The following is a 26,482-nucleotide window of genomic DNA, read 5'->3' as shown; positions in this document are numbered from 1 at the left end:
ATAAATCACAAATTGAAGAGGAAGGGTGGTTAGGACTTGCAGGCAACGACTACGATATTATCGGAACTGGAGGAGTATTTGCGGCAGGAGGAATTGTCGATTACGGAATTCGCCAAGCGTTCTCAGCTTCATTCCGGGACACTCAGCAATATCCTTCGCGGGCACCGGCCTGTTGCGATGCAGCAGTTGGATCGGATTACCGAGGCCATGGGACAGGAGGAAGGATACTTCTATGACTTGTATATCGATGACTATATTATCCGTGGTTCCTCAGACTGGAGAAGGATTGGACCGCTGCTGCTCCGCTGTGCTGACCTGAACAAGTTGGACAGTATCCAGCGCCTGGCACGCCATATTATGGACAACCTGATGTATGCGCCCCTGCTGTTTGAGACGGCAGAAGAATTATTTATGGCCGGGAAAAAGGAAGCCGCAGCCGCAATCTATGAGGTTGTTGCCGAGGCTGAACGTTATCAGCATTCGGAGCGGCTCGCGCTATGCCAGTTCAGGCTGTTCACCATTTCGCTCAGTGATGACCAGAACCGGAACCTGTGGGCAGCCAACCGGTTTGAACCTTATGTCGAACGGCTCCATGAAGTTGATCAGTTGGATGCACTGAAGGAACTCGCCAATACATACCGGTCCTTACAGCTCTGGGATAAGGTCGATGAATATGCAGCCAAGATGGGGCATAAGGCTAGAATACAGTATGACCTGAAGGTCCAGCACGAACAAAGAGCATCAGAACCAGTGAAGCTCCCCGGCAGACCGCTGTTTTTTTACATTGCATACAGTGACTTGTTGCGGGGGAATGTTTGTGATGAGTTGGGGGACTATGAGGGAGCTTTGGGTTACATAAGCCGTTATGCTGATTTAAGCTGGGTGAGAGAGCAGGGGGATGAGGCTGAGCATTGGAAGAGTCTGTTTATGGAGTGGTCTGAAGCTAATACTTGTCTAGCAAGGCTTTGGAGCGGGGAAAAGGAAATTATTGAACGATATAAAATTTATATAGAGAAGCATAAAGAAGAGCAGGTAACGGGGCTTCTAAATGTTGTTAGGGTAGCTAATAAGTATCAATTAAATGTTGATGATATACTAAATTATTTCAATCAGGAAATACAAGAAGATATTAATGAACTAATAGTGGGGAGATATAACCGGAAGTTGGCACTTGATCGTCGGGCTACATTAATGTATGAACTTGCATTTTACCATTTGCACAAAGGCGATCATCCTAAAGGTTTTGATTTGTTGTTAAAAACAATAGAAAATTTCCAGCAGATAAACAATGAGAAGTATATACTGGAAAGTGTAACTCTGTTTGAAAGGTTTAGAAATATTGCCAGTCAAGAGATAAGGGAGCAATATCAAACTTTACTTTTGGGAGGGAATTCTCATGAAGAAAAAGGCAGTTATACTTATTACGGTTCTTAGTATTATTTTCGTACCAATTGTGACAGTACCAAGCATACCAATTTCGTCTGGCATAACTTTATATACCCATGGTGACGGTTAGCTGATTAATCCCTCCAACCCTTAGAACAGTATCATCCTATAAGCTCAACCTAAAGTCCTGCTACAGCTTCTTGTGGTGGGATTTTTCAGTGACATCAGCCAACCCGTTTCCCCACTTTACCTAAATTGTACATCTTAAATAAAAAAAGATCCGCCTTATTGGCGAACCATTACAGCAGATTGACCCTGCTTTAATTTAGCTATTGCATCGCTAACCATTTTGTCACGCTCGGGATTGGCGCCGGGCATCGATTGCTCAACGTAATGACCGCCTGCAAACCGACGAGCAGCAGCATCAAGACTTATTTTCTTCTTCATGATAATCACCTCATTAGGATAAATATAGCATAATCAGGCGTTCCGCGATAGATTCATCTATAAGCATAAATGTAGACGAGATCTTTGCGCTCTCTAGGAATACTCTCAATAAGATTTACCCACACATGGTCCTTTCTACGCTCAATAGCTATAGCTCCTTGTATTACATCATCCCCTGCACAACCATCTTATAAACTTCGATGCCATGCTGACCGAAATATACTGACCAGTCGAAGTTTTCATCCAATTCCGCTATTGGAGTGTAATTAAAGGTAATAAACTCTTTGACCCTAATGTTTTTTCAACAAGTTAACTGACAGCCATGCTGATTAGTACAAAAGTTTCTTCAAACATTCCATTATCTTTATATCTGTTCAATGTTAATCTGATCGGAGGAAAAGATGTGCATCTAACAAATACGATTGAAAGATGGTGCTGAGATGAGTATCCGTTACACTTCAAATATTGAGTTTATCACTAAGGAGGCGCTTCAAGAGTTATTTCTATCGGTCAATTGGGAGTCCGGGAAATATCCGAATGAGCTTTTGCAAGCCATTCAAAACTCCCATTCCATTGTGGCGGCTTGGGATGGAGATAGGCTTGTTGGGCTGGTAAATGCTCTGTCTGATGGTATTTTAACAGTGTATTTCCATTATATGCTTATCGATCCCAGTTATCAGGGGAAAGGGGTAGGTAGAGAAATGATGACCACTATGCTCGAACGATATAAAGAATATAAAAATAAAGTACTGATTTCTTATCCGAGTGCAGTGGAATTTTATTATAAGTGTGGATTTTCGAGTGAGCATGGAGCTACGCCTATGTTTATTTCGGATTTGGTCTAATGCTGCACATCTTCAGGGAATGATACGCGCCAGTCGATTATATATCGAATCCGGGGCAATCCGGTCTGTGATTGACCGGATTCTCCGCATAGATGGACGCCCCTTAAGATAATAGTGCTTCCCGATCACCTATAACTTCAATTAATAAGTTTGCTCCCAGCTTGAACCCATGATGAAAGGCTGCTTCCACATGCATGCTGTTCACGTTGTCGCACAAGTCCAAATATTCCTCTAGCTCTCGAAACACTTCCTCCCCTAACCGTTCGCGCCATTGCTGTGTCTCTGCTGCCACCTGTTTGCATGCGGAACGATATTCTGGATGTGACGGCACAATAGTCATATTGGGTTGAAGCTTCCCATGGTACAGGGCTTCCAAAATTGTTTTCATGTTTGTCCTCCCATTATGTTCATCGCACCCGCTTGAATGAACTTCCTGCACATGGTAGGATATTTATGCAGTCTGCTTATCCAAGCGGTTGCGTGGTAGGAAGTAGCGGTGTTCTTTGCGGGACTAACGCTGCTTCCTTTTTTATTTTTGGAGCTCGTCAAACACCTTTTCAATTCCCTTGCGGACGATTGCAGAACGTGACATATTAAGCTTTTCTGCAGAAGCATCAAGCTTGCTCAGAATTTCCTGATCGACACGTATTTCAATCTTTTTGCTTTTGGGATTATCAGATAGTGGACGCCCCATCTTTTTAGAGGACATTTCATCACCCCTTTTTTTGTCCTGATAAAAATATATTATTATCAGGACAAAAAGTCAATGAGTTCCTTCATGATTGATCTGCCTTTTTATACGAAAGAATGCAGCTAACTTCGATAAAACTATATGCTTATACAAGCACAGATGCTATGAAGACCGGAAACAGTTGGATTTCTTCCACTTGCTGATGAACTAATAAACGCTGCAAGAAATGATAGTTGGAAAAACAACACTTAAATCCGTCCAATTCAGCCGTAGTAGGAAAAACTAACATAATTAGATGCCTTTTTTCCAACTACTTCTGCCTTTTCTCAAAAAACGGCTAAATTAAGATACATTTTTCCACCTGTTTGTTGCAGGAGGATGGCGTAAAGTAAGTTGTGTACCAAGATTTGGAGCCTAGTCAGGCACCAAAAAAGTAGGGTATCCTCGGGATTGCGAAACCACCAAGGAGGAACCCTACCAATGAATATTTTACCCGAAAGTTCTCTGAATAATCTATTTGAAAAACTTGTTAAAGATTTTGTGAAAGACAACATGGAACGCCTGTTGCGGGCCGAAATCCAGGGGTTTATGGACAGTGAAGAAGCCGGTGCCAGCAATAGTCGCAACGGCTACTATACGCGAGATTTACACACGAAATACGGCCATATCGAGGAGCTTCAGGTGCCCCGGGACCGCCAAAGCCTTTTCCAGACGCAGTTGTTTGAGCCGTACCAGCGGCGGGACGGATGGTTAGAAGAGGCCGTCATCCAAATGTATAAATCGGGCATGGGTACGCGGGATGTGGGCCGGTTCATTGAAAGTATGTTTGGCAGCCACTACTCCCCCACCACGGTCAGCAATATTACGGCTACAGTGCTGGACGATATCCACCAGTGGCAAAAGCGGCCACTGAGCAAACGGTACTCTGTGATCTATTTAGATGGGCTGTACGTGAAGCTGAAACGGGGCACGGTTCGTGGTGAAGTGGTCTACTTTGCGATGGGAATTGACGAGGAGGGACAGCGTCAAATTCTCGGGTTCTACGTGGGTGGCCAAGAGAGTTCGAATGGCTGGCGGGAGGTACTCAAAGACCTGTACGACCGCGGAGCGCAGGAAGTCCTGCTGGGTGTGTTTGACGGGCTACCGGGACTGGATGCGGCGTTTAAAGAGACCTATCCTCAGGCGGATGTACAGCATTGCGTAGTGCACAAAGTGCGGGCCACGTTTCATAAAATTCGGGTGGAGCACAAAACCGATGTCATGGAGGCGTTGAAAACCGTATATACCGCACCGGATGAAGTGGTAGCCCGGGCTAACTTTGATACGGTCAAAGCGAAGTGGGACAAGCTGTATCCGAAGGAAATGAGGTCCTGGGAGGAACAGTTATCCACACTCCTGACGTTCTACAAGTATCCGCAGTCGATCCGTAAAGCGATCTACACGTCGAACCCCATCGAACGGATGAACAAGGAAATCCGCAAGCGTCTGAAACCGATGAACAGTCTGACGAACATGGATGCGGCAGAGAAAATCGTGTACCTGGAGATGCTGGAATACAATGAACGTCATGCAGGGCGGGTCGCCCAAGGCTTTGGCATGGATGCCGTTAAAAAGAAGCTAAAAGAGCTATTCGAAACACGCTACCCCTCTTTGCCCACACCGGAAGAGGCGTAACAGAGAAATCCAGTTTCTGGGGGTCGGGGTTCCCCCTTCCCCCAGAAACACTACATCCCAACCCGTAACCCGGGGAGGCACTTCTACTCTTTTACACAAACTTCTTGACGCTACCTGCAGGAGAAGTAAACCTCTCCTTTCAATCCCGCCTGTTGCCGCTCCCGTTCTCCTGGACCAATCCCAGCTTCATCGTCCTACCCGCAGCCTACCGCTTCCTCTCTACAACTCATCTTCACCGCTCTACCGGAAGCCCTTAATCCAAGCCCCGCCGCGCGAAGCGGCGGGGCCTTCCTTTACCCACTTTCAAGGATAGGCCTTGAAAGCCCCCAGCCTGGAGCGGCAGAAAGGGACGGAGGGAGGTTTGGAACTGGAGGAGCGGTCGCGTCCGCCTTTGTCTCCGGATGTTATCTGCTGCAAGCATATGATCAACAACATCTGGAGACAACAGCGGCCGGAAGTCCAAAGCTCACGCAGTCCCGCCCGCCGCCGCTCCCAAGGGTTTTTCCCCACGGCCTATCCCCCCCCATCACACGATAATCATTAACCCACACCTCCCGCCGCTGCGCACCTTTATGAGCAAATGATTGTTTTCGTAATCCAGCGCAGAGCGTAATGTGAGGCTTGTAACCAATACAAGTTAAACGGAGGTCAAAAAGGAATGACAAAAAAATCCTTCACCCTGCTCCTAAGCTCGCTGCTGACACTCAGCATGTTGTCCGCTTGCGGCGGTAACAACAACAAAGAGGCGGCAGCCACGAAAGACCCGGGCGCCAGCACCGGGACCAACACAACCGCAACCACGGACCCGGCCGCAGAGCCGGAGAAGCCGACAGAGATCAAGATTATGCTGCCGCTGAATACGACAGATACTCCACCGGATACGATCAAGAATGAAGTGGAGAAATTGACGAATACGAAGCTGACCTACCAGTTCTTCCCGGCCGATACGTATGAGGAGAAGCTGAACTCCTCGTTCGCCACCGGCTCCCTGCCGCAGGTGACGTATCTGAAGAATCAGACGACCTTCCTGCAGATGAAGGAAGCGATCAAGGACGGGCAATTCTGGGAGATCGGGCCGCTGCTCAGCGAATTCCCTAACCTGAATAAGCTGAAGCCGGAGATCCTGAATAACACCAAGGTAGACGGCAAGCTGTATACCCTGTATATCGGCCGTCCGCTGGCCCGCCAGGGCATCATCTACCGCAAGGACTGGGCGGATAAGCTGGGACTGAAAGCGCCGGCCAACACGGATGAGCTGTTCGCTATGGCTAAGGCTTTTACCGAGCAGGACCCGGACGGTAACGGGAAAAAGGATACCATCGGTGTTGTTGACCGCAACGAGCTGGTGTATGGTGCGTTCAAAACCGTCTCCTCCTGGTTCGGCACCCCGAATAACTGGGCCGAGAAGGACGGTCAGCTTGCGCCAGAGTTCACTTTTCCGCAATATATCGATACCATGGATTTCTTCAAAAAGCTGCGTGAAGGCGGTTACATGAACCAGGACTTTGCAGCAACCAGCAAGACGGATGCGGTTAATATGTTCACCAGCGGCAAAGCCGGGCTGTATATCGGCGGTTCGATGCAGGATATCGATTCCTTGAATAAGGACCTGATCAAGAACGTGCCGGATGCCGTGCTGGATACGCATAGTATGGTGGCGGGGCCTGACGGCAAGTTCGCCCAGTGGATGATTCCCGGCTATAACAATGTCGTACTGTTCCCGAAATCGGCGGTGAAGGATGAAGCGGAGTTGAAGAAGATTCTGAAGTTCTTCGACTACATGATGACTCCTGAAGTATCGAACCTGATGTACTGGGGCATTGAAGGCACACACTATACCGTGGTGGACGGCAAAGCCAAAGCGACCGACAATAAAGAGCTGATCGAGCGTGAGGTCAAAGGCTTCAAGGACAGCGTCATCGGCGAATACGAAACGAACGGTATGTACCAGAGCTTAAACGTGCTGCCGGGCCGGATTCATGCAGAGGAGCTGGTGCTGGAGAACGTGAAGTACGGGGTCGCAGATCCTACGGCGGCGCTCGACTCGGCAACCTATACGTCCAAGGGCGTAGAGCTGCAGCAGATTATTGCGGATGCGACTTACAAGTACATGTATGGTCAGCTGGATAAAGCCGGCTTCGAGAAGGAAGTCGAGAACTGGAAGAGCCGGGGCGGGGCGAAGATCATCGAAGAATATAATGCCGCGTACAAAAAATAAACAGAGCGCAGCCGCGATCACAGCGGACTGAACACAGGAAGAGGGCTGCCCCGGGTTAGCGCTCCGGCAGCCTTTTTTCCACTAACGAATAATTTACAGAGAAAGGAAGAGAATCATGCAGGAAGTATCCGCCCCGCCCCGCGTAGTTCCCGAACCCATGCCGAAGAAATATAAGAGCAGCAGTGAGCTGAAGAAGCGGCTGTGGCGCAACAAATTGCTCTATGTCATGCTCATCCCCGGCGTGCTGTATTTCATTATCTTCAAATACTTGCCGATGTACGGACTGATTATTTCCTTCCAGGATTACAAGCCTTACCAAGGGATTACCGGGAGCGAATGGGTGGGCATGAAGCATTTCAGCCGGCTGTTCACCGAGCCTGATTTCTTGAACATATTAGCCAATACGCTGATTTTGTTCGGGATGAATATTCTGATTTATTTTCCGATTCCGATTATTCTGGCCCTGATGCTTAATGAACTCAGAGGTACCTTCTTCAAAAGATTCTTCCAGACCTTAGTGTATCTGCCGCACTTCATGTCGTGGGTGATCGTCGTCTCGATCTCCTTCGTTATGGTGACGATGGACGGGGGGATTATCAACGAGCTGCTGGCTTACTTCGGATTCGCCAAGATCAATTTCCTGCTGAGTCCGGGCTGGTTCCGGCCGATGTATATTATTCAGGTCATTTGGCGGGAAGCAGGCTGGGGCACGATTATCTATCTGGCTTCCATTGCTGCTATTGATCCGGGGCTCTATGAAGCTTCGCGTATGGATGGAGCCGGACGGCTCAGACAGGTCTGGCATATTACGCTTCCGGCCATCCGGGGAGTGATCATCACCCTGTTTATTCTGAAAATCGGTTCCGTTCTCGACCTGGGCTTCGAGCATGTCTACCTGCTGCTCAACTCCATGAACCGCGAGGTTGCGGAAATTATCGATACGTATGTCTACACCGCCGGTCTGCGGCAAGGGCAGTTCAGCTACAGTACAGCCATCGGCTTCTTCAAGTCGATTGTGGGCCTGATCATGGTCATGACCGTCAATAAGGTGTCCAAGAAAATAGGAGAAGAAGGCGTATATTAAAATGCCGCAGGAGGAATTCAAATGGTAGAAGACCGCACGTTCAGCGGCAGACTATTCTCTGCCGTCAACTTTATACTGCTTGCCCTTATCGCGCTGGTAACGGTGCTGCCGTTCATCCACGTTGTAGCAGGCTCCTTCACAACCAGTGCTGAGCTGGCTGCCAACAAGTTTGTGCTGATTCCGAAGGTATGGAGCTTAGAGGCGTACAAATTTATTTTCTCCACGAATACGATCTTCAGAGCCTTAGGGGTATCGATTGGAGTCACGCTGATAGGCACGCTGTTCAGTATGTTCATCACGGCGCTGATGGCCTACGGTCTCTCCCGCAAGGATCTGGACGGCCGCCGGGTGTTCAACTTCCTGGTGGTGTTCACGATGCTGTTCCACGGGGGAATGATTCCTACGTTCCTCGTGGTGAAGGAGCTGGGGCTGATCGACTCGTATGCGGCGCTGATTCTTCCTTCCGCGATCAGTGCGTTCAATATGATTATACTCAAGAACTTTTTTCAGAACATTCCGGAGGGGCTGGAGGAATCGGCCAAGATCGACGGCTGCAATGACTTCGGGATTCTGTTCAAAATCGTACTGCCCCTGTCTCTGCCGGCGATTGCCACGATCTCTCTGTTCTACGCCGTGACATATTGGAACACGTATATGAGTGCCATTCTCTATCTGGATAACAGCGCCAAATGGCCGATTCAGGTCCTGCTGCGGCAGATTGTCGTGCTGGCCAGCGGAATGGATCACAGTGCGACACTGGATGGCACGGTTCCGCCGCCGGATCAGACGATCAAGATGGCGGTTATCGTGGTCGCTACGCTGCCGATTCTGATGGTGTATCCGTTCCTGCAGAAGCATTTTGCCAAGGGTGCGATGCTGGGCTCGATGAAGGGCTGATGACTGACAGATGTTGACGGACGGCGAGGGACGGTGGGACCTTCTAAACGATGAAAGGGGTATTATCATGATTGGCAGTCTGCCGCAAACACCAATTGAATGGGCGCAAAAAGCCTGTGATTCATTAATGGATACGTATCAGGCGTGGGAACTCCCGCCTGCGCACCGCTGGCATTATCATCAGGGCGTATTCCTGTGCGGGATGGAGCTGCTGTGGAAGACGCTCCGGGAGGACCGCTATATCGATTATATTAAGCAGTATGTGGATGATCTCGTGGATGAGCAGGGGAATTTCGACTTTGCCCGGGATGAGCTGGATGCCGTCCAGGCCGGGCTGCTGCTCTTCACGCTGTATGAACGGACCGGCAAGCGGAAATACCGGGAGGCGGCGGTCAAGCTCCGCCATCTGCTGCTGACACTGAACCGGACCTCCGAAGGAGGGTACTGGCATAAGGACAAATATCCGAACCAGATGTGGCTGGACGGGCTGTACATGGCCGGGGTGTTCTCGTTGAAGTACGCGAATACTTATAGAGACGATGCCTTGCGGGCCGAGGTGCTGCACCAGGAGCGCCTGATGCGCAAATACATGAAGGACGAGGCGACCGGCCTGCTCTACCATGCCTGGGATGAGAGCCGCCGCATGCCATGGTCGAATCCCGCCACCGGCTGCTCGCCGGAATTCTGGAGCCGCTCGCTTGGCTGGTACGGGCTTGCCGTCTCACAGTTCATGGATGAACTGCCGGAGACTGATCCTGGACGGGCCGAGCTTGCAGCCGAGCTAAGCGGATTCGTACAGGCGTTGATCCGTTATCAGGACCCGCAGAGCGGCCTGTGGTATCAGGTGGTGGATAAGGGACATGAACCTGATAATTGGCTGGAGACCTCCGGCTCCTGTCTGTTCGTCTACACGATTGCCAGAGCAGTGAAGTTGGGTATCCTTCCGGCTGAAGCTATAGATGAAGCGGCGGAAGCAGCGCGTAAAGGCTACGAAGGCTTAATTCAGGTGCTCCAGTGGGATGAGCAGGGCCGGCTGCTGCTGCCGGATATCTGCATCGGAACCTCGGCGGGAGATTACCGTAACTATGTAACCCGTCCGAAGGTCAGCAATGATCTGCACGGCGTGGGTGCGCTGGTGATGGCTTGTGTGGAGATGCAGGATTTGTATCCGGCATAAGCGGAGTGGAGTTAGAGGGCTGACGGTTCTGACATAGGCACAATAGAGCCGGAAGCTGCCTGGATCAGCCCGGCAGCGGATGACAAGAATGGAGGCGGACAGTGTATAACATAGTAGACTACGGAGCGCAGCGGGACAGCGGGTTGCCAGCAACGCAGGCGATTGCAGATGCTATTGCAGCGGCGGACCGTGACGGTGGAGGTACAGTGTATATTCCGGCTGGGACCTTCCTGACAGGTGCAATCCGTCTATACAGCAATATTGAGCTGCATCTCAGTCCTGGTGCGGTATTGTCCTTCAGTACCGATCCGGCGGATTATCCTGCCGTGGAATCACGGTGGGAAGGGGTGAAGCGGGAGGTTCATGCCGCCTGCATCTACGGAGCGGGCCTGACTAATGTCTCGATTACCGGGAGCGGAACCATTGACGGGAATGGAGAACCTTGGTGGAAAAAGCATCGGGACCGCCCGGAAGAGCTGGAGTATCCCCGTCCAAGACTGATTGGCTTCGACGATTGCAACCGGGTGACGCTCCGCGATCTAACGCTGGTGAATTCCCCAAGCTGGACGGTGAATCCGATAAATTGCAGCAATGTGATGATCGATAATCTGTCGATCCTGAATCCGGCAGATTCGCCGAATACCGATGGAATCAATCCCGAATCCTGCCGCGATGTGCGTATCAGCAACTGCCATATCGATGTAGGCGATGACTGTATTGCCATTAAGGCAGGCACCGAGGATACCCGGGAGCGGATTCCCTGCGAGAATATCACGATTACGAACTGCGTGATGGTTCACGGCCACGGAGCGGTGGTGCTGGGCAGTGAGATGAGCGGCGATATCCGCAATGTGACGATCAGCAATTGTGTATTTAAGCAGACGGACCGCGGCATCCGCATGAAGTCCCGGCGGGGACGGGGCGGGATTATTGAGGATATCCGGATCAGCAATATTGTGATGGAGGATGTGATCTGTCCCTTCACGCTGAATCTCTACTATTTCTGTGGGCCCCGGGGCAAGGAGAAATACGTCTGGGACAAGAACCCGTATCCGGTGACGGAGGAGACCCCGCAGTTCCGGCGGATTCATTATGCCAATATTACAGCACGCAATGTCCATGCGGCGGCGGGATTCCTGTACGGGCTGGCGGAGCAGGCGGTCTCGGAAATCACCTTCACCAACATCGATATCTCGATGGCGGAGCACGCGGTGCCCGGCCAGCCGGATATGATGGCAGGAATTCAGGACATGCAGCGTCGTGGCTTCTTCCTCGGCAATGTCCACGAGGTGCAGTTTCAGCAGGTCACAATTGAGAACCATGACGGCCCGGCCTTTTATGTTGAGAATGGGGAAGAAGTGGAATTCCTGAACTGCCACTCCAGGAACACGGCCAAGCCGGAGAAGCTGGTGGAGCAGGTTACAGTGTCGCTGGCGGAACGATAAAAGCCTGGGGGCCGGTGAGAACTGGTGAGATCAGGGGGAGGCATTCCTTTGGGCATGCGAATAGAGGTTGTAAGTGAAAGAGCCTGGTCCTGTTGGGGGACTGGGCTTTTAAGGTTAAATAGAAGTTTGTACTATTTAACTTGAATTTTTAAGGCATAAATAGCAGTGCCTATTCCCCCGTAGATGTAGGTGCCGGGACGATTGGGAACATTAAATCCGGCGGATAAGGGATAGTTGCATTCTGTACATTTAAAAACAGTGAAAAGGAGGGTTTGCCGCTTCTAAATGTAGTTTGTACAACTAAATTTGCCCCGAATGGGGGATAAGGCTGGTATTGGTGGAATTTAGGTGTACGAAATACAACTAAACGCATCATTGGTGCAATATCAGGTGATTTAAGTGTACGGAGTGCAACTAAGTCCTATATTAAGTCCTCCACTCGTATCGTAATGGGGTACGGCAACCCACCAGTATGCGATTGGTTGCCGTATATCCTACATCCTCCGCCGCAGATCCTTCGGCTTCAGTCCGTTCTCCCTGGCTGTGCGGTGCCAGAAGGAACGGGTGGAATAGAATTTCCAGGCAAAGCGGGGGAAGTTCGGACTGAAGAGCAGGGATTCTCCGGCGCTTCTGGACTGGATGCTCTCGGCCAGGCTATGCATGGCACGGCCCAGATTCTTCAGCGGCCCCCGGCCCAGAGGAACCTTATCCAGGGAGCCCAGCATTTCCCCGGCGCCTTGGCCTATGGATTGCCCGAAGTGAACACCGGCGCGCGCGCACCAATTCTTAAGGATTTCCACCGCAATGTGGTTCTGCTGTCCCTCGTAGAAGCCGTTGTTAATCAGCGCATAGACGTAAATCTCCCGTTCGCGCTCGGTCTTCAAATATCCTTCCAGGGTAACCAGCAGCTGGAACAAGTGTGACGGAATTCCGTCATAATACAGCGGGAAGGCCAGCACGAGCACATCCATGCCGCATAGCTCGCTGTATTGCCCGGGGGCGAGCGGTCTTTTATTCGGCGTATAGGTGTGCAGTTCGTTCCCGTCCGCAATCAGCGGCTCCAGCATGGACAGCAGTATGCCCGAGTTGCTGCCGTTTGGCTTGGGGCTGCCGTTAATCAGCGCGATGTTCATTGGAGGGCCTCCCTAATGTGCTGCGTGCTGGTGTGGAAATAGACGTTGTTCTCTGACGAATACAGATTCAGGCCGTTTGCCGCGACCAGCATTCGGGCCGTATGCTGCTCAGCCTCCGTAAGGTCACTGCCATAGAAATGTACGGATAATGTGAACTGGTGCTTATAGCGGGGCCGGTGATGTGTCTCCCCGTGTGTGGTGACAAAATAGGGCAGCATGTAGGAGAGACTCCGGTTCAGCACATTCAGCACAAAGGGGCTATAGCTGCCATACATACATTTACTGATGATCATGAGCTCATCGCTGCGGGAGAACAGCTCCCCCAGATTGTCGTAGCCATCTCTCTTAATGACGCATGTCCCGGGAGTCCGGGTCCAGCAGCCGAAGCAGCCCATGCACGAACGGATCGCACCGCTATCCGAGATGACCGTTACTTCCTCTTGCGCCGTATCCCCCAGCCAGCCCGCGAATTCTTGCTCCTGCAGATCGTGTATGATCGTTCTCAAGATTTCATCTCCCTAAAAGATAGATTTAAGCTCCAGCAGATCGCGCCAGTTGCCCGAATAACGCACTCCGTTATTGGTAAGCAAAGCCGTAATTCCATGCACCATGGACCAGAGTGTAACTAAGTGCTTGGTGAATTCCGGCTCCGGCAGCCCGCTGCTGCGGAACACTTCATAGACCGTTGTCCGGAATAGGGCGAATGGCGGATAGCTGTCAGAATCGTAGTTGTCCAGATCAATAACGATGCCTGAATGGTAGAACAGAAACTGGAAATACTGTGGATGCTCTATGAAAAAATCAATATAGGCCTGCCCCAGCAGGATAATCGTATCAGGGTTCTCCTCCTGTCCTTGAACGGAGGCATGCAGGGTGTCCATAAACTGGCTCGTGACATGTTCCCCCATGGCGGCTACCAGTTCATCTATATTTTTGAAATGGCTGTAGGGGGCGGTATGGCTGACTGCACATTCGGCGGCTACTTTGCGTAGGGAAAAGCTATTCATTCCGTCCAAGTTAATCAGCTTGATGCCGGCTTCGATCAGCTGGTTGCGTAAATTTCCGCGGTGGTAAGGTTTATCTTTCAAGGTATGCATTCTTCCTTTCATACTTGCCTGTCATCTTAACATTGTAAAGATTGTAACATGTGTTGGTGATCTTTACAATGTTAAGATGTGATTGCTGCTGGGCGATTCCGGGTATACATTTTGCAAAATAGTCAGGAGCAGGTTATAATTAGTACCAAGTACTAATATCAGATACTAATAAAATCAAAAGCTGAGGTGGATCTAATGACAGGTGCAAAAATAACAGCGATCGGATCTTACGTGCCGGCCCGCAGACTTACGAATCAGGACCTGGAGCAGATGGTGGATACCAATGATGAGTGGATTGTGCAGCGGACGGGTATCCGGGAGCGCAGGATCAGCCGCGCGGATGAATATACCAGTGATCTGTGTGCAGCTGCCGTCCGGGATTTGATGAAGCGTTATGGCAAAAGTGTGCAGGATGTCGATATGGTGCTTGTGGCGACCAGCACGCCAGACTTCTCTTTTCCATCTGTGGCATCCATTGTGCAGAATACCCTTGGCATTCCGCTGACTGCGGGAGCGATCGATCTGAGCGCCGCCTGCGCCGGATTCGTATATGCTCTGCATACGGCTCACGCGCTGGTATCTTCGGGACTGCATCATAAGGTGCTGGTCATCGGTGCCGACACGCTATCCAAGATCACAGATTATACGGACCGCAGTACCTGCATTCTATTCGGGGATGGAGCAGGGGCTGTGCTGGTGGAGAGCAGCGGGAGCGGGGCGTCAGACGACTTCATGGGATACCATCTCGGCAGTGACGGAAGCGGAGCGCAGCATGTCTATCGCACAGGGCTGGCGGAGAAGGTGAACGGAGTGGAGCTTGCCGGTTCAGGCATGCTGGTACAGAACGGGCGTGAGGTCTTCAAGTGGGCGGTCCGTACGGTTCCGCAGGGAGTACAGCAGGTGCTGAAGAACGCCGGAGCAGAGCTTGCGGAAGTAGACTGGTTCATCCCGCACAGCGCCAATCTGCGGATGATTGAACCCATCTGTGAACGGCTGAACTATCCGCTCGGGCAGGCACTGTACAGTCTTGAAGCCTTCGGTAACACCTCGGCTGCCAGTATTCCGCTTGCGCTGGATCTGGGCATCCGCGAAGGGAAGGTGCGCAGCGGCCAGCAGGTGTTGCTGTACGGCTTCGGTGCGGGTCTTAGTCATGCGGGCCAACTGGTCAGACTGTCGCTGGACCCTCAGGTGGCTGAGCCTACTCCGCTGTAATGCGGTCAGGATAGAGAGCATGGACAGGCTAATACGGGGGCCAAGCCGAAAAATGGTCCCCAAAATCAGAAAAACGGTGCCTTGAAGCTGTCCGGTAAATGAGCGATTATAGTATCGAAAGCGTTCTCAGGTAGTTGCGGAATGCAGCTAAGCTATTGTTCTGGGCTGGAGGGGAGGGATTGAAGGGCAGATCCGGGAGAAGCAGGAGTACAGTGATTCAAGCGATTCAAGCGATTCAAGCGGTTCAGTAATTCAGTAATTCAGTAATTCAGTAATTCAGGGATTTAGCCGTTTACCGGTTCAAGTGTTTCAGCCCGCTGCCGCAGGATTCACGGACGATCAACGCCGGTTCAACTACAAATGAGCCGCCTTCAGACTGGTTATTGATGAGATCGAACAGCATATGGGCGGCGAGCACACCCAGGCGTTCCTTGTTCTGGCGGATGGTCGTCAGCGTAGGGCTGGTATACTGGCAGGCCTCAATATCGTCACAGCCGATGATGGCCACATCCTCGGGAACACGCAGACCCTGCTCCTTCAAGGCGCGGACTGCGCCGAGAGCGAGGAGATCGGAGGCGGCGAAGACCGCTTTTGGCAAATCTCCCGATGCAATTAACGAGTTCATTGCTGCATACCCGCTGGGCTCGAAGAAATCATCACCATGCACGAACCACTTAGGATTCATGACCAGGCCGAAGCCGGCAATGGCTCTGACATACCCTGCTTCGCGCCGGTTGGAGATATCCGAATCCGCTCTGCTGCCTATGAAACCAAGCTCCCGGTGTCCGAGCAGGTAGAAATGCTCCACCACTTTGGAAGCAATCTGGTAATTGTCTGACATGACATAGCCGGATTTCCTGCCGGTCAGCTCCAGGTCAACGCCGATGCAGGGAATATGGCTCCGGTCGAGTTCCTGTATCGCAGGCTCCATCTGTTCTCCCGAGATAATGACACAGCCGTCCACATGGAAATGCAGGCAACGCGAGTAGTAATCGCCGCTATTAATGAACTTCTCATTCGAGAAGAAAATCAGATCATACCCCAGAACCCCCATCTGCTTCTTGAACGAATTCAGCACCTCAACAAAAAAAGGATGGGTAAATTCCACATTTAGCTCACCGGCAAAAATAACCCCGATCAGATTCGATTTCTTGGTAGCCAGCGTCTTGGCGGAGCTTGAGGGGGTATATCCGGTTTGTTCGATGATTTCGAGCACTCTTCGTTTCGTTTTTTCGGAAACATCGCTGTAATTATTCATGATTTTGGAGACAGTCGATACAGAGACCCCGGCCATTTCGGCGATTTTTTTGATATTCATTTGCATGGCTATGCTCACCCCCGCTTCATAGTTATAACAGGGCCAAAAGACGGGTATGCCAGGGTTTCTCAAGGCTACTGACCGTTCACTTGGACACTCTCTGCTGTCAAACAGCAGTCCTTTCTAGAGTCTATTCAACTTGCCGAAACAAGTCAAAGGTTAATTGCGTTTAGAGGAATGGCACGGAGAAAAACGAAACCGATTTCGGTCAGGGGGTCTGAGGGTACTTTAGATTGAGCTGAGAGCAGCTTGAAGGCAGCGGGGCGATGGAAATGCGGTAAGAGGAGACTCTAATCCTGAGGAGGCATACACGGAATGAAAAGAAATATATCAGCGTTGTTAGCGGCCGCTGTCATCGTAACGGGACTTCTATCGCCGCTGGGCAGCGGAGGGGCTGAGGCGAAGTCTGTTCAGAGCAGACTGACAGCGTCTGCGGAGACCACAGCCGCCTTGCAGAGCGGGAGCTTGGCTGCTAATGATTTGAAAGCGTTTACCGATGTAAAAGAGGGCAGCTGGGCGGCACATGCGGTGCAGCGCTGGAGCCGCAGCGGGGTGATCTCCGGCTACGGGGACGGCAGCTTCCGGCCGGAGCAGCAGGTAACCCGGGCAGAATTCACGGCAATCATTAACCGTATCTTCGGCTATACGGACATGGCGGCTGTGCTTCCGGCAGATGTCCCGGCGGCCGCCTGGTATAAGGACGATATTGCCAAAGCGGTAGCAGCGGGGTATCTGAGCGCTGGCACAGATCAGCGAATCGAACCTGCGGCTCCGCTGAAACGCGGGGAGGCGGTCCTTGCGCTTCAGCGTATACTGAGGCTGGAGACAGAGCCTCAAGCGAAGGGGATGTATAGCGACCTGGCGGGAGCCGACAGCGCAGTTAGCGCTGCGGCGGATGCTTTTACGGCAGCCGGTTATATGCAAGGCTATCCCGGAGGCTTATTCAAGCCGGACGGGAGGATCACACGTGCCGAGCTGGCGAAGCTGGCGGATACACTGGTGACGGAGCTGCGCTCCGCCGCCGGGGAAGTGAAGCTGGGCAGGGTGAAGGGCAATGTGGTGCTGAGCCATAAGGATATTACACTCAGGGACACTATTATAGAAGGAAATCTCTATCTTACCGAGGGGATCGGGGAAGGAGTGATCCGGCTTCAGGGGGTGCAGGTTACAGGCACAACCTATATTCGCGGCGGCGGAGGGCAGGGAGTGAGCCTTGCGGACAGCAGCCTTGGGGCTGTGCAGGTGGCGAAGCCGAAGGGGAGTGTCCGCATCGTTGCCAGCGGGACGACAACAGCCGGAACAGTGCAGCTTGATTCCGGTGCTATCCTTGAAGAAGGTGCGCTTACCGGGGAAGGATTCACTGGTGTTGTCCTCCCGCCAGGGGAGCAGACGGTCACTCTTATTGGCAATTATGGGGTTGTATCCACCGCTGATGCGGCCGGCGGCAACCTCACGCTGAGCTTGTCAGGCAAGCTATCCAAGCTGATCTGGGGCACTCCCGGCAAGCTGGTGCTGATGAATCAGGCGCAGGTGGCTGAGCTGCTCCTTACAGCCGGTGCCCGGGGCACTGTGATTCTGGGCAGCGGCAGCTTCGGCATCGTACTGAATCAGGCCGAAGCTGTCACAGCCGGGGGCGTCGCTCTCAAGCCGGGCAGCCGCAGCAATCTCAATCTGGCCTCGCCGCAGGCCAGCCAGCCGCCTGTTGCCGCCGGTGGCGGGGAGACGGCGACGGCTGTGCCGGCTGTCCCCCCTTCGCCGGAAGTGACGCCGACTCCGGTGGTTACGCCTACGCCGGAACCAACGGCGAAGCCTACGCCGGAACCAACGCCGGAGCCAACGGCGAAGCCTACGCCGGAACCGACAGCGACACCGACACCGGAGCCGTCACCAACACTAAGTCCAACGCCGACACCAGCGCCGAGCAGTGATCCGTGGAGTCTGGTGTGGAATGATGAATTCGATGACAATGTCATTGATCCTGCGAAGTGGACCTATGATCTCGGAGACGGCACCGCTGTCGGGAATCCGGGCTGGGGCAATAATGAGCTGGAATATTACACCAATGATCCGAAGAATGTGAAAGAGCAGGACGGTAAGCTAATCATTACCGCACGCAAGGAGGCAATAGGCGGCAAGCCTTACACTTCCACCAGAATTAAGACCAATGGCTTGTACAGCAAAATGTACGGCAAATTCGAGATCCGGGCGAAAGCTCCGGCTGGCAAGGGACTGTGGCCGGCGATCTGGATGCTGCCGGAGAATTATGTGTACGGCAATTGGGCGGCCTCCGGGGAGCTGGATATTATGGAAGGCTGGGGCAGCCGTCCGAATGTGGTTGCCGGAACGATCCATTATGGTTCCCAGTGGCCGGATAATGTCTATTCCGGCAAGGAGTATGTGCTGCCTGGCAGTTCCACCATTGAAGAGTTCCACACCTACTCCATTGAGTGGGAGCCGGGAGAGATCCGCTGGTATGTGGACGGGGTGCTGTTCTCGACCAAGAATGACTGGTACAGCAAAAGCAGCGGACAGCCGGCTATCAATGCGTATCCGGCACCGTTCAACCAGAAGTTCCACCTGCTGATGAATCTGGCAGTCGGCGGCAACTTTGACGGTAACCCTACGGATGAGACCGTATTTCCGAGTTCCATGGAGATTGACTATGTCAGAATCTATGAGCTGACTGGACGCGAATACCGGCAGCCGGTACCGGTGGAGCTGGCTAAGGAGCCTTATCTGGAGGGAGCGAAGCCGCCGCTGGCAGACGGGAACTTCATTTATAACAGCGGGTTCACGGAGCAGGTAGAAGGAGATCCCGGGATGGGCATCCCGAATACAGCCCACTGGGTACTCTATAAAGATGAAGGCGCAGATGCGGCTCTATCTCTTGAGCAGGCAGGCGGCGTGAATCTGCTCAAGGTAAACATCTTGAAGCCGGGCGGCAACTCTTATTCGATCCAGCCGCAGGCGATTGTGTCGCTGGCAAAGGGCAGATTCTACAAGCTAAGCTTCGATGCCAGAACGGATACGGCCCGCGAGCTGACCGCCCGGCTGACAGGTGGCGCACCGCTTGGCTTCCCGTCTTATTCTCCAGCGTTCAAGGCAGCGCTGACCCCGCAGCTTCAGCATTACGAGACGATGTTCCAGATGAAGGAGAGCTCGGACAATGCCGCGCGAATCGAGTTCAATCTGGGGACCAATGCTTCCCCGGTATGGCTTGGCAATGCACGGCTTGAAGAGATCAGCAGTATTCCCTTCGATCATGACAGCGCCAAGGCGCCGCTCGGCAGCGGCAACCACCTCTACAACGGCAGCTTTGATCTGGGGGAACCGGATCGGATGAGCTATTGGCATATCGATGCTTCAGGAGGTGCGGAGGTTACTCCGCGGGTTGAGGCTGACGGCCGCCTGAAGCTGGACATTACAGACGCAGACACCGGCGGCAGCGAGGTTACGCTGCAACAGAAGGGAATCTTCCTGGTGCAAGGCCAGGATTACAAGCTGACCTTCGAGGCCGATAGCTTCTCCGCAAGGACAGCTGTAGTCGAACTGCAAGGCAATGACGGCGTAGTCTATGCTTCGGAGCCGGTACAGCTGAGTGCGGGACCTCAGCAGGTTGAGGCGGTGTTCAAGAATCTCACGGGAGCTACGGATCATCTCGGACAATTCGTGCTGCGGCTTGGCGGGAGCACCGGAACGGTCCATTTGGATCAATTCGTGCTGGTACGCACCAGCTCCTATTATGATCCTGATCTGACCTATTACCCGCTCTTGAACGGCGATTTCAGCTTCGGGCTTACGAGCTGGGAGCGGCTGCTGACAGAAGACGGCGGCCAGAGCACTGCGGCAGCGGCGGATGGGGCAGCGAAATTCAGTATTACGAACACCGGCAATCAGGCGTATTCGGTGATGCTTTTCCAGAATAACCTGAAGGCAGCGGCGGGCCTCGATTATGTGGTTGAATTCGATGCCAGTGCCAGCGTGGTCCGGCAGATCAATGTGAAGGCAGAGAATGCGAGCTATTCCCCTTCCATCGATAAGACGGTGGAGCTGACACCAGAGATGAAGCATTACCGGTTCGAATTCCGGCAGGGGGCGAATGATATGCTCTCGCTGAAATTCCTGCTTGGCAAGGTAGGGGGTGTGAGCGTTCCGCAAAGTCATGATATCATCATCGACAATGTGCGATTCGAGATCAAGGACGCCCCGGCGAAGCCGCAGGAACTGCTCGCAGATTCCACAGCCAACCGGGTATCACAGCCGATTGAGCTTATCTTCATCGATAAGCCAGAATGGTCAGGCAGCATTAAGTCCGTTAAGGTGAATGGCGTTACGCTTGCGGCGGAGCTGTACCATGTAGGAACGGGAGCAATTACAATTCAGCCTGCCGCCTTCCCCGCAGAGGGAAGCTATATCATTACCGTGGAAGCCGAAGGGTATGTCAACGCCAGTGTGGTTCAGACTATACTGGCGAATGATAACAATCTGGTCGTTAACGGCTCATTCACCAGCGGCAGCTCAGGCTGGTCAACCTGGTCCGGCGAAGGCGGAGCCTCGTCCTTCCAAGTGGTGAACGGAGCAGCGGAGGTGCTGATCACGGCGGCCGGGTCACAAGCCTGGCACACCCAGCTCTATCAGGAGAAAATCCCGCTTGAAGCAGGTGCAACCTATGAGCTGAGCTTCAGAGCGAAATCTACCGTTCCCCGGCAGATTGTCGTGGAGTATAGCGGAACCTCTGCCCAGGCAGCCCAAGCGAAGTTCGACATTACTGCCACATGGGCGACTTACAGCACACAGTTCAGTGTGACGAATGACAATCCGCTGAAGCTAAATTATCTGATCGGTGCGACGCTGGGTGAGGATAAGACGGCTAACCATACGGCGCATACGATTTCTTTTGACGATATCTTGCTTAGGAAGGTAACGGACGGACCGGACACGGAGCCTGCCAGCGGCACACTGGATAACGGCGCATTCGATGCACAGCCGGCTCTTAAGGGCTGGACCCAGTACTTCGAGGGCGCCGGAAATGCCGCAGTCCAGAATGGCGAGCTTGAGGTATCGCTGGCCTTCACGGGATCTGCCAACTATGCCGCCCAGGTAGATTACAGGGATCTGAAGCTCACTCAGGGTAAAAGCTATACCTTGGCCTTCAGCGCCCGTTCGGATATCACCCGGTTGATTGAAGTAGCAGTCGAGCATTTCGGAGGGGATTACACGAAATATTTGCAGACAACCGCGGCTTCATTAACTGGCGAAATGCAGCGCTTCAGTTACACCTTCACCATGAACGGCGGGACCGATGCAGGTGTTCATCTGGTCTTTCTGCTGGGGCTGAATCCCGGCAACAGCGCAGAGACGAATGCCGCTATCGAAGCAGGCAATCATATCTACATCGATGATGTCAGTCTGATCGAGAACCCGTAAGCTAACGAAAGAACGAACCATAGCAAGTGAAAACGGCCGCAATCCTTGAATTCAAGGGTCGCGGCCGTTTTGATACTTGTATGGAAACTATAGTTTCCCTGATAAAGCATCATATGGGATCAAATGAAAGTAAAAAACAGCATACATTGTGCTCAAACGCAGGCGCATGGCCCAAATGTATGCGGAAAACAACATACATTGTGCTCGCACGCAGGCATATGGCCCGAATGTATGCGGAAAACAACATACATTTGCTGGAGCGTACGCTTGTAGCCAAATGTATGTGGAAAACAGTATACATTGTGCTCAAACGCTGGTGATGGACCAAATGTATGTGGAAAACAGCATAGATTATGCTCAAACGCAGGCGACGGCCCGAATGTATGCGGAAAACAGTATACATTGTGCTCAAACGCAGGCGATGGCCCGAATGTATGTGGAAAACAGCATACATTTTCCAGCGTGCGGGTGTCCAGAATAGGCAGTTCCATTTCCCGCTTAAACAGCGGAGTGGACGGAACAACGGTCCGTTCACGCAGCGTCCACCCAAGTGCTCACGTTAATCCTACTCCTCAATTCCTTTAACTCCAAATAAAAAACCTGTCCCAAGCGCCATTTCATGGCTTTTGGTGACAGCCTTTTCAGCATGAGCAGAATAGTTTAAACGCCAATAGCTGATATTATTCTTTAGGGATTAATTCAAAAATCTTGCCGGTCTCCAGCGCTTCGATCAGCTTCAGCAGCCAGCGGTAATATTTAATGGCTTCCTCAATCTTGAGCTCGTCGGTGTGGAGCAGGCGCGACAGGTCGGGCTCGTCCGCGTAATCGATTTGCATCTGCCGGATTTCGGCGAGTGATTTGTTAAGGGCGGTCATATTCCCTTCAACTGCTTTTCTCCATTTAATAGAGAAGTAATCGCTGAAGTTCTGATGCCAGTCGGGAACCACCTCGAACAGATCCTTGCGGGTGCCCTTGCCCCAGACTTTATCGATCATCTTCAAATCCAGCAGGGTACGTACTCCAGTACTCATGGAGGTCTTGCTCATGCCCATGGTGCTGCTTAGCTCATCCAGTGTAACCGGGCCCTCATTAAAGTACATGTAACCGTATAAATGCCCGATGGACAGGGTGATGCCGTATAAATCCATATTTTTGCCGATAGAGTCGATGACCCGTTCACGGGCTTTGCTGATTTTTTCTATTTGCTCGGGCAAAAGCCCCTCTAAATCGTTCATGATGTCCCTCCTGAGGAATAGGCTGACAGGCTGCATGCCTCTCCTATTGTATTGTAATCAAATCCCTATCCAGAAGTAAAGAATTCATCATTAACGGAATACGGCGTTAAACAGAGTATACTATACGTAAAGTTTGTAAAGTTAAAACTGTACACTAAATTTTAACCGAATATGCGCTTTGCTTATTTTTTCGTAAGTCCGTTACACTAGGTCAGTAGCGTTAACACGAAAGTATAAAGGGAGAGAAGGAGGTCACCATGGCAATTATAGAGGTGAAGCAGTTAACCAAAGTATTCGGTCATGATGCAGCACGGGCGCTTCCATTATTAGAACAAGGCTGGTCTAAAGAAAAGATCGCCAGGGAAGCCAAGCTGACGGTCGGTGTGAATAAAGCCGAATTCAGCATTGAAGAGGGAGAAATATTTGTCATTATGGGATTGTCGGGCAGTGGTAAGTCCACGCTCGTCCGTCTATTGAACCGGCTGATTGAGCCTACCGGAGGACAGGTGCTGTTCAAGGGTAAGGATGTTGTCAAGATGAATCCGGAGCAGCTTCGGGAATTCCGGCGGAAGAATATCGGTATGGTCTTTCAAAAGTTCGCGCTGTTCCCGCACCGCAGTGTGCTGGCTAACGCAGAATACGGACTGGAAGTCCAGGGTGTGGAGCGAAGCAAACGAACCCGCCTGGCGATGGAGGCTCTTGAGCTTGTGGGGCTGAAGGGCTGGGAGAATCACCGTCCGGATCAGCTCAGCGGAGGCATGCAGCAGCGTGTCGGTCTGGCGCGCGGTCTGGCCAATGATCCTGACATTCTGCTGATGGATGAAGCCTTCAGTGCGCTTGATCCGCTGATCCGTAAGGATATGCAGCAGGAATTGCTGGAGCTGCAATCCAGAGTGAAGAAGACGATTGTCTTCATCACGCATGACCTGGATGAAGCGCTGCGGATCGGGGACCGTATTGCCCTGATGAAAGACGGGGTCATTGTCCAGATCGGATCGCCGGAAGAAATTCTGATTCAGCCTGCGAACAAATATGTGGAACGCTTCGTGGAGGATGTGGATCTGTCCAAAGTATTGACCGCTTCCCATGTGATGCGCCAGCCGGAGATGATCCGCCCGGAACGCGGTCCCCGGGTAGCCCTGCAGCTCATGCGGGACAGCGGGGTCTCCAGCCTGTATGTCGCAGATAATGAGATGCGGCTGCAAGGTCTGCTGACAGCGGATAATGCCTCACAGGCCTTGAAGGAGAACCGGAGTATTCTGGATGTGATGCTGCGGGACATTCCCCGGGTTCAGCCGGATACCCTGCTGAATGATCTGTTCGAGCTAATGTCGGAGACGCATCTGCCCGTTGCTGTAGTTGGGGAAGGCGAGAAGCTGAAGGGCATTGTTATCAAAGGGGCCGTGTTGTCTGCCCTGGCCGGTAACGCGGTTCCTGAAGGAGGAATTGGTTCATGAATTTACCCAAAATACCGCTCGGTAAGGGCGTAGAATGGATTGAAAATTGGCTCACGACCTACTTCGGCCCTATATTTGATATCATTCATGCTGTGATTGGCGGAATGGTGAGCGGGATTGATGCGGCGCTGAATTTCCTGCCCGCCATGGTGCTGACCCTTCTGATCGCAGTTCTGGCCTACTGGATCGGCAAATGGCGGATGGCGCTGTTTGCGGTGGTCGGACTGCTCCTGATTGACAATCTTGGATTATGGGGGCCGTCGATGCAGTCGCTGGCCCTGGTACTGACAGCCTCTCTGCTGGCTGTAGTGATCGGGGTTCCGCTCGGAGTGCTGTGTGCACAGAGCCGGACTTTCCAGAACATTGCCACCCCTATCTTAGACTTCATGCAGACGATGCCGGCGTTCGTATATCTGCTTCCAGCCGTGTCGTTCTTCTCGCTGGGGGTCGTTCCCGGCGTCATTGCTTCTATTATATTTGCTATTCCGCCAACGATCCGGTTAACGAACCTGGGGATTCGCCAGGTCTCACCGGAGCTGGTGGAAGCGGCGGATGCCTTCGGTTCAACCGCAGGGCAGAAGCTGTTCAAGCTGCAATTGCCGATCGCGCTTCCGACCATTATGGCCGGGATTAACCAGACGATTATGCTCTCGCTGTCTATGGTCGTCATCTCGTCCATGATCGGTGCCCAGGGTGTAGGTGCCTATGTATACCGTGCAGTATCACAGGCGAAGACGGGTGCGGGCTTCGAGGCGGGGATTGCGATTGTTATTATTGCCATCCTGCTGGATCGTCTGACCCAGAAGCTCTTCAAATCCAAACCACAAGAATAGGAGTGTATGATTAATATGAAAAGAATCCAATCGATAAAGCGCAGACCCCTGGTCTTGCTGATGCTGCTAATGGCAGTAATTCTGGTAGCTGGTTGTTCGTCCAATACTAACAGTACGGTGAAGCTGGCTTACGTGGCCTGGGATTCCGAGATCGCCAGTACTAACGTAGTCAAGGAAGTGCTGGAAACGAAGCTCGGCGTGAAGGTGGAGATGCTGCAGGTCGATGCCGGGCCGATGTGGGCCGGGATTGCGGACGGAAGCGCGGATGCCATGGTAGCCGCCTGGCTGCCAAGCACACATGCCTCTTATCTGGAGAAATACGGCAAGGACATTGAGGATGCCGGTGTGAATCTGGATGGAACGAAGACCGGGCTTGCCGTTCCCGCCTATATGGAGATCAACTCCATTGAAGATCTGAATAATGCGGAAGTAGCGGCAACGCTGGATAAGCGGATTATCGGAATTGAGCCGGGGGCCGGAATTATGACGGCCACGGAAAAAGCGCTCGAAGCCTACGGCTTGAGCGATTATACGCTGCTGGAGAGCTCATCGGCGGCGATGGCGCAGGAGCTGCAGAAGGCTTTTGACAAGAATGAACCGATTGTAGTGACAGGCTGGACGCCGCACTGGATGTTCGCCAATATGGATCTCAAGTACCTGGACGATCCGAAGAATGTCTACGGCGGTGCCGAGCAGATTCATACCATGGTCCGCTCAGGTCTGAAGGAAGATATGCCGGATGTGCACAAGTTCCTGAGCCAATTCAAATGGACCGCAGAGGATATGGAGCAGGTTATGGTCAAGATTCAGGGCGGACAATCGCCTGAAGAAGCGGCCAAGGAATGGGTAGAGAGCAATGAAGCTAAGGTTAATGAGTGGACGGCTGGCATCTCTGCTTAAGTGAAC

The 26,482-nt window shown here is 52.3% G+C and carries 21 protein-coding genes; 13 read left to right on the top strand and 8 right to left on the bottom strand.

From position 1 onward, the window contains the following. Window positions 1-36: 36 nt before the first annotated feature. Window positions 37-1,434, top strand: a complete 1,398-nt coding sequence (locus tag MKY86_RS25690) for a helix-turn-helix domain-containing protein (RefSeq protein ID WP_076085307.1) — start codon at window positions 37-39, stop codon at window positions 1,432-1,434. A 237-nt stretch (window positions 1,435-1,671) separates the two neighbouring features. Here MKY86_RS25690 and MKY86_RS25685 read toward each other — a convergent pair whose 3' ends face one another. Then, on the bottom strand, window positions 1,672-1,833 hold the full coding sequence (locus tag MKY86_RS25685; protein ID WP_340827576.1) for a hypothetical protein: 162 nt from the start codon (window positions 1,831-1,833) through the stop codon (window positions 1,672-1,674). A gap of 440 nt (window positions 1,834-2,273) precedes the next feature. Here MKY86_RS25685 and MKY86_RS25680 point away from each other — a divergent pair, with 440 nt between their 5' ends. Further along, entirely contained in the window at window positions 2,274-2,678 is a 405-nt protein-coding gene (locus MKY86_RS25680) for a GNAT family N-acetyltransferase (protein WP_076085353.1), read from the top strand. A gap of 103 nt (window positions 2,679-2,781) precedes the next feature. On the opposite strand, the gene MKY86_RS25675 is transcribed toward MKY86_RS25680, so the two are convergent. Both MKY86_RS25675 and MKY86_RS25670 read right to left on the bottom strand, forming a co-directional pair. Beyond that, window positions 2,782-3,066: a DUF6809 family protein gene (locus MKY86_RS25675; protein WP_076085310.1), complete on the bottom strand. Its 285-nt coding sequence runs from the start codon at window positions 3,064-3,066 to the stop codon at window positions 2,782-2,784. A gap of 141 nt (window positions 3,067-3,207) precedes the next feature. Then, the gene (locus MKY86_RS25670) at window positions 3,208-3,387 is read right to left on the bottom strand and encodes a ribbon-helix-helix protein, CopG family (RefSeq protein WP_076085313.1); all 180 of its coding nucleotides are present in this window, start codon (window positions 3,385-3,387) and stop codon (window positions 3,208-3,210) included. A 462-nt stretch (window positions 3,388-3,849) separates the two neighbouring features. Between MKY86_RS25670 and MKY86_RS25665 the strand changes: the two genes are divergently transcribed. The 6 genes from MKY86_RS25665 (at window position 3,850) to MKY86_RS25640 (ending at window position 11,864) form a co-directional block, all read left to right on the top strand. Further along, entirely contained in the window at window positions 3,850-5,043 is a 1,194-nt protein-coding gene (locus MKY86_RS25665; protein ID WP_076085316.1) for an IS256 family transposase, read from the top strand. Between the two features lie 658 nt (window positions 5,044-5,701). Then, window positions 5,702-7,261: an extracellular solute-binding protein gene (locus MKY86_RS25660; RefSeq protein WP_076085046.1), complete on the top strand. Its 1,560-nt coding sequence runs from the start codon at window positions 5,702-5,704 to the stop codon at window positions 7,259-7,261. Between the two features lie 115 nt (window positions 7,262-7,376). Next, on the top strand, window positions 7,377-8,345 hold the full coding sequence (locus tag MKY86_RS25655; RefSeq protein WP_083685724.1) for an ABC transporter permease: 969 nt from the start codon (window positions 7,377-7,379) through the stop codon (window positions 8,343-8,345). A gap of 21 nt (window positions 8,346-8,366) precedes the next feature. Further along, window positions 8,367-9,242, top strand: coding sequence for a carbohydrate ABC transporter permease (locus tag MKY86_RS25650; protein WP_036732546.1), 876 nt, complete (start codon window positions 8,367-8,369; stop codon window positions 9,240-9,242). A gap of 67 nt (window positions 9,243-9,309) precedes the next feature. Further along, on the top strand, window positions 9,310-10,419 hold the full coding sequence (locus tag MKY86_RS25645) for a glycoside hydrolase family 88/105 protein (RefSeq protein ID WP_076085043.1): 1,110 nt from the start codon (window positions 9,310-9,312) through the stop codon (window positions 10,417-10,419). Window positions 10,420-10,520: 101 nt separating this feature from the next. After that, entirely contained in the window at window positions 10,521-11,864 is a 1,344-nt protein-coding gene (locus MKY86_RS25640; RefSeq protein ID WP_076085040.1) for a glycoside hydrolase family 28 protein, read from the top strand. Window positions 11,865-12,358: 494 nt separating this feature from the next. On the opposite strand, the gene MKY86_RS25635 is transcribed toward MKY86_RS25640, so the two are convergent. Genes MKY86_RS25635 through MKY86_RS25625 form a run of 3 tightly spaced genes read right to left on the bottom strand, consistent with a single transcriptional unit; the run spans window position 12,359 to window position 14,085 of the window. Beyond that, window positions 12,359-12,997 carry a hypothetical protein gene (locus MKY86_RS25635; protein ID WP_076085037.1) on the bottom strand — a complete coding sequence of 213 codons (639 nt, stop codon included), beginning with the start codon at window positions 12,995-12,997 and terminating at the stop codon, window positions 12,359-12,361. After that, window positions 12,994-13,503 carry a flavoprotein gene (locus MKY86_RS25630; protein ID WP_076085035.1) on the bottom strand — a complete coding sequence of 170 codons (510 nt, stop codon included), beginning with the start codon at window positions 13,501-13,503 and terminating at the stop codon, window positions 12,994-12,996. The genes MKY86_RS25635 and MKY86_RS25630 overlap by 4 nt, the downstream gene beginning before the upstream one ends. A gap of 12 nt (window positions 13,504-13,515) precedes the next feature. Further along, window positions 13,516-14,085, bottom strand: coding sequence for a WHG domain-containing protein (locus MKY86_RS25625; protein ID WP_083685722.1), 570 nt, complete (start codon window positions 14,083-14,085; stop codon window positions 13,516-13,518). Between the two features lie 204 nt (window positions 14,086-14,289). Here MKY86_RS25625 and MKY86_RS25620 point away from each other — a divergent pair, with 204 nt between their 5' ends. Continuing rightward, complete coding sequence (locus MKY86_RS25620; protein WP_076085029.1) at window positions 14,290-15,306, top strand: ketoacyl-ACP synthase III; 1,017 nt, start codon at window positions 14,290-14,292, stop codon at window positions 15,304-15,306. 292 nt (window positions 15,307-15,598) lie between these two features. Here the strand turns inward: MKY86_RS25620 and MKY86_RS25615 are convergent, their stop codons facing one another. After that, window positions 15,599-16,624, bottom strand: a complete 1,026-nt coding sequence (locus tag MKY86_RS25615) for a LacI family DNA-binding transcriptional regulator (protein WP_076085058.1) — start codon at window positions 16,622-16,624, stop codon at window positions 15,599-15,601. A gap of 315 nt (window positions 16,625-16,939) precedes the next feature. On the opposite strand from MKY86_RS25615, the gene MKY86_RS25610 reads away from it, so the two are divergent. After that, window positions 16,940-22,051 carry a carbohydrate binding domain-containing protein gene (locus MKY86_RS25610; protein ID WP_143803885.1) on the top strand — a complete coding sequence of 1,704 codons (5,112 nt, stop codon included), beginning with the start codon at window positions 16,940-16,942 and terminating at the stop codon, window positions 22,049-22,051. A 680-nt stretch (window positions 22,052-22,731) separates the two neighbouring features. Here the strand turns inward: MKY86_RS25610 and MKY86_RS25605 are convergent. Next, window positions 22,732-23,286 (bottom strand): GbsR/MarR family transcriptional regulator, encoded by a 555-nt coding sequence (locus MKY86_RS25605; protein WP_076085026.1) that lies wholly within the window; start codon window positions 23,284-23,286, stop codon window positions 22,732-22,734. Window positions 23,287-23,543: 257 nt separating this feature from the next. Here MKY86_RS25605 and MKY86_RS25600 point away from each other — a divergent pair, with 257 nt between their 5' ends. Genes MKY86_RS25600 through MKY86_RS25590 form a run of 3 tightly spaced genes read left to right on the top strand, consistent with a single transcriptional unit; the run spans window position 23,544 to window position 26,476 of the window. Further along, complete coding sequence (locus tag MKY86_RS25600) at window positions 23,544-24,743, top strand: quaternary amine ABC transporter ATP-binding protein (protein ID WP_076085023.1); 1,200 nt, start codon at window positions 23,544-23,546, stop codon at window positions 24,741-24,743. Continuing rightward, window positions 24,740-25,576 (top strand): ABC transporter permease, encoded by an 837-nt coding sequence (locus tag MKY86_RS25595; protein WP_076085020.1) that lies wholly within the window; start codon window positions 24,740-24,742, stop codon window positions 25,574-25,576. The genes MKY86_RS25600 and MKY86_RS25595 overlap by 4 nt, the downstream gene beginning before the upstream one ends. A 15-nt stretch (window positions 25,577-25,591) precedes the next feature. Then, window positions 25,592-26,476 carry a glycine betaine ABC transporter substrate-binding protein gene (locus MKY86_RS25590; protein WP_076085017.1) on the top strand — a complete coding sequence of 295 codons (885 nt, stop codon included), beginning with the start codon at window positions 25,592-25,594 and terminating at the stop codon, window positions 26,474-26,476. The last annotated feature ends 6 nt before the right edge of the window (window positions 26,477-26,482 follow it).

It is taken from the genome of Paenibacillus sp. FSL R7-0333, from assembly GCF_038000365.1.
GTDB classification, from domain to species: Bacteria; Bacillota; Bacilli; order Paenibacillales; family Paenibacillaceae; genus Paenibacillus_AQ; species Paenibacillus_AQ silagei.
Note: the sequence above shows the minus strand (reverse complement) of the source record. Positions and strands in the feature narration are given on the sequence as shown.

What these genes read in the sequence shown, in the direction of transcription:
- MKY86_RS25670 (WP_076085313.1), bottom strand. Translation starts at nt 3,387, where the DNA reads ATGTCCTCTAAAAAGATGGGGCGTCCACTATCTGATAATCCCAAAAGC.
- MKY86_RS25615 (WP_076085058.1), bottom strand. Translation starts at nt 16,624, where the DNA reads ATGAATATCAAAAAAATCGCCGAAATGGCCGGGGTCTCTGTATCGACT.
- MKY86_RS25605 (WP_076085026.1), bottom strand. Translation starts at nt 23,286, where the DNA reads ATGAACGATTTAGAGGGGCTTTTGCCCGAGCAAATAGAAAAAATCAGC.
- MKY86_RS25665 (WP_076085316.1), top strand. Translation starts at nt 3,850, where the DNA reads ATGAATATTTTACCCGAAAGTTCTCTGAATAATCTATTTGAAAAACTT.
- MKY86_RS25590 (WP_076085017.1), top strand. Translation starts at nt 25,592, where the DNA reads ATGAAAAGAATCCAATCGATAAAGCGCAGACCCCTGGTCTTGCTGATG.
- MKY86_RS25675 (WP_076085310.1), bottom strand. Translation starts at nt 3,066, where the DNA reads ATGAAAACAATTTTGGAAGCCCTGTACCATGGGAAGCTTCAACCCAAT.
- MKY86_RS25635 (WP_076085037.1), bottom strand. Translation starts at nt 12,997, where the DNA reads ATGAACATCGCGCTGATTAACGGCAGCCCCAAGCCAAACGGCAGCAAC.
- MKY86_RS25595 (WP_076085020.1), top strand. Translation starts at nt 24,740, where the DNA reads ATGAATTTACCCAAAATACCGCTCGGTAAGGGCGTAGAATGGATTGAA.
- MKY86_RS25650 (WP_036732546.1), top strand. Translation starts at nt 8,367, where the DNA reads ATGGTAGAAGACCGCACGTTCAGCGGCAGACTATTCTCTGCCGTCAAC.
- MKY86_RS25600 (WP_076085023.1), top strand. Translation starts at nt 23,544, where the DNA reads ATGGCAATTATAGAGGTGAAGCAGTTAACCAAAGTATTCGGTCATGAT.
- MKY86_RS25655 (WP_083685724.1), top strand. Translation starts at nt 7,377, where the DNA reads ATGCAGGAAGTATCCGCCCCGCCCCGCGTAGTTCCCGAACCCATGCCG.
- MKY86_RS25660 (WP_076085046.1), top strand. Translation starts at nt 5,702, where the DNA reads ATGACAAAAAAATCCTTCACCCTGCTCCTAAGCTCGCTGCTGACACTC.
- MKY86_RS25610 (WP_143803885.1), top strand. Translation starts at nt 16,940, where the DNA reads ATGAAAAGAAATATATCAGCGTTGTTAGCGGCCGCTGTCATCGTAACG.
- MKY86_RS25680 (WP_076085353.1), top strand. Translation starts at nt 2,274, where the DNA reads ATGAGTATCCGTTACACTTCAAATATTGAGTTTATCACTAAGGAGGCG.
- MKY86_RS25645 (WP_076085043.1), top strand. Translation starts at nt 9,310, where the DNA reads ATGATTGGCAGTCTGCCGCAAACACCAATTGAATGGGCGCAAAAAGCC.
- MKY86_RS25620 (WP_076085029.1), top strand. Translation starts at nt 14,290, where the DNA reads ATGACAGGTGCAAAAATAACAGCGATCGGATCTTACGTGCCGGCCCGC.
- MKY86_RS25685 (WP_340827576.1), bottom strand. Translation starts at nt 1,833, where the DNA reads ATGAAGAAGAAAATAAGTCTTGATGCTGCTGCTCGTCGGTTTGCAGGC.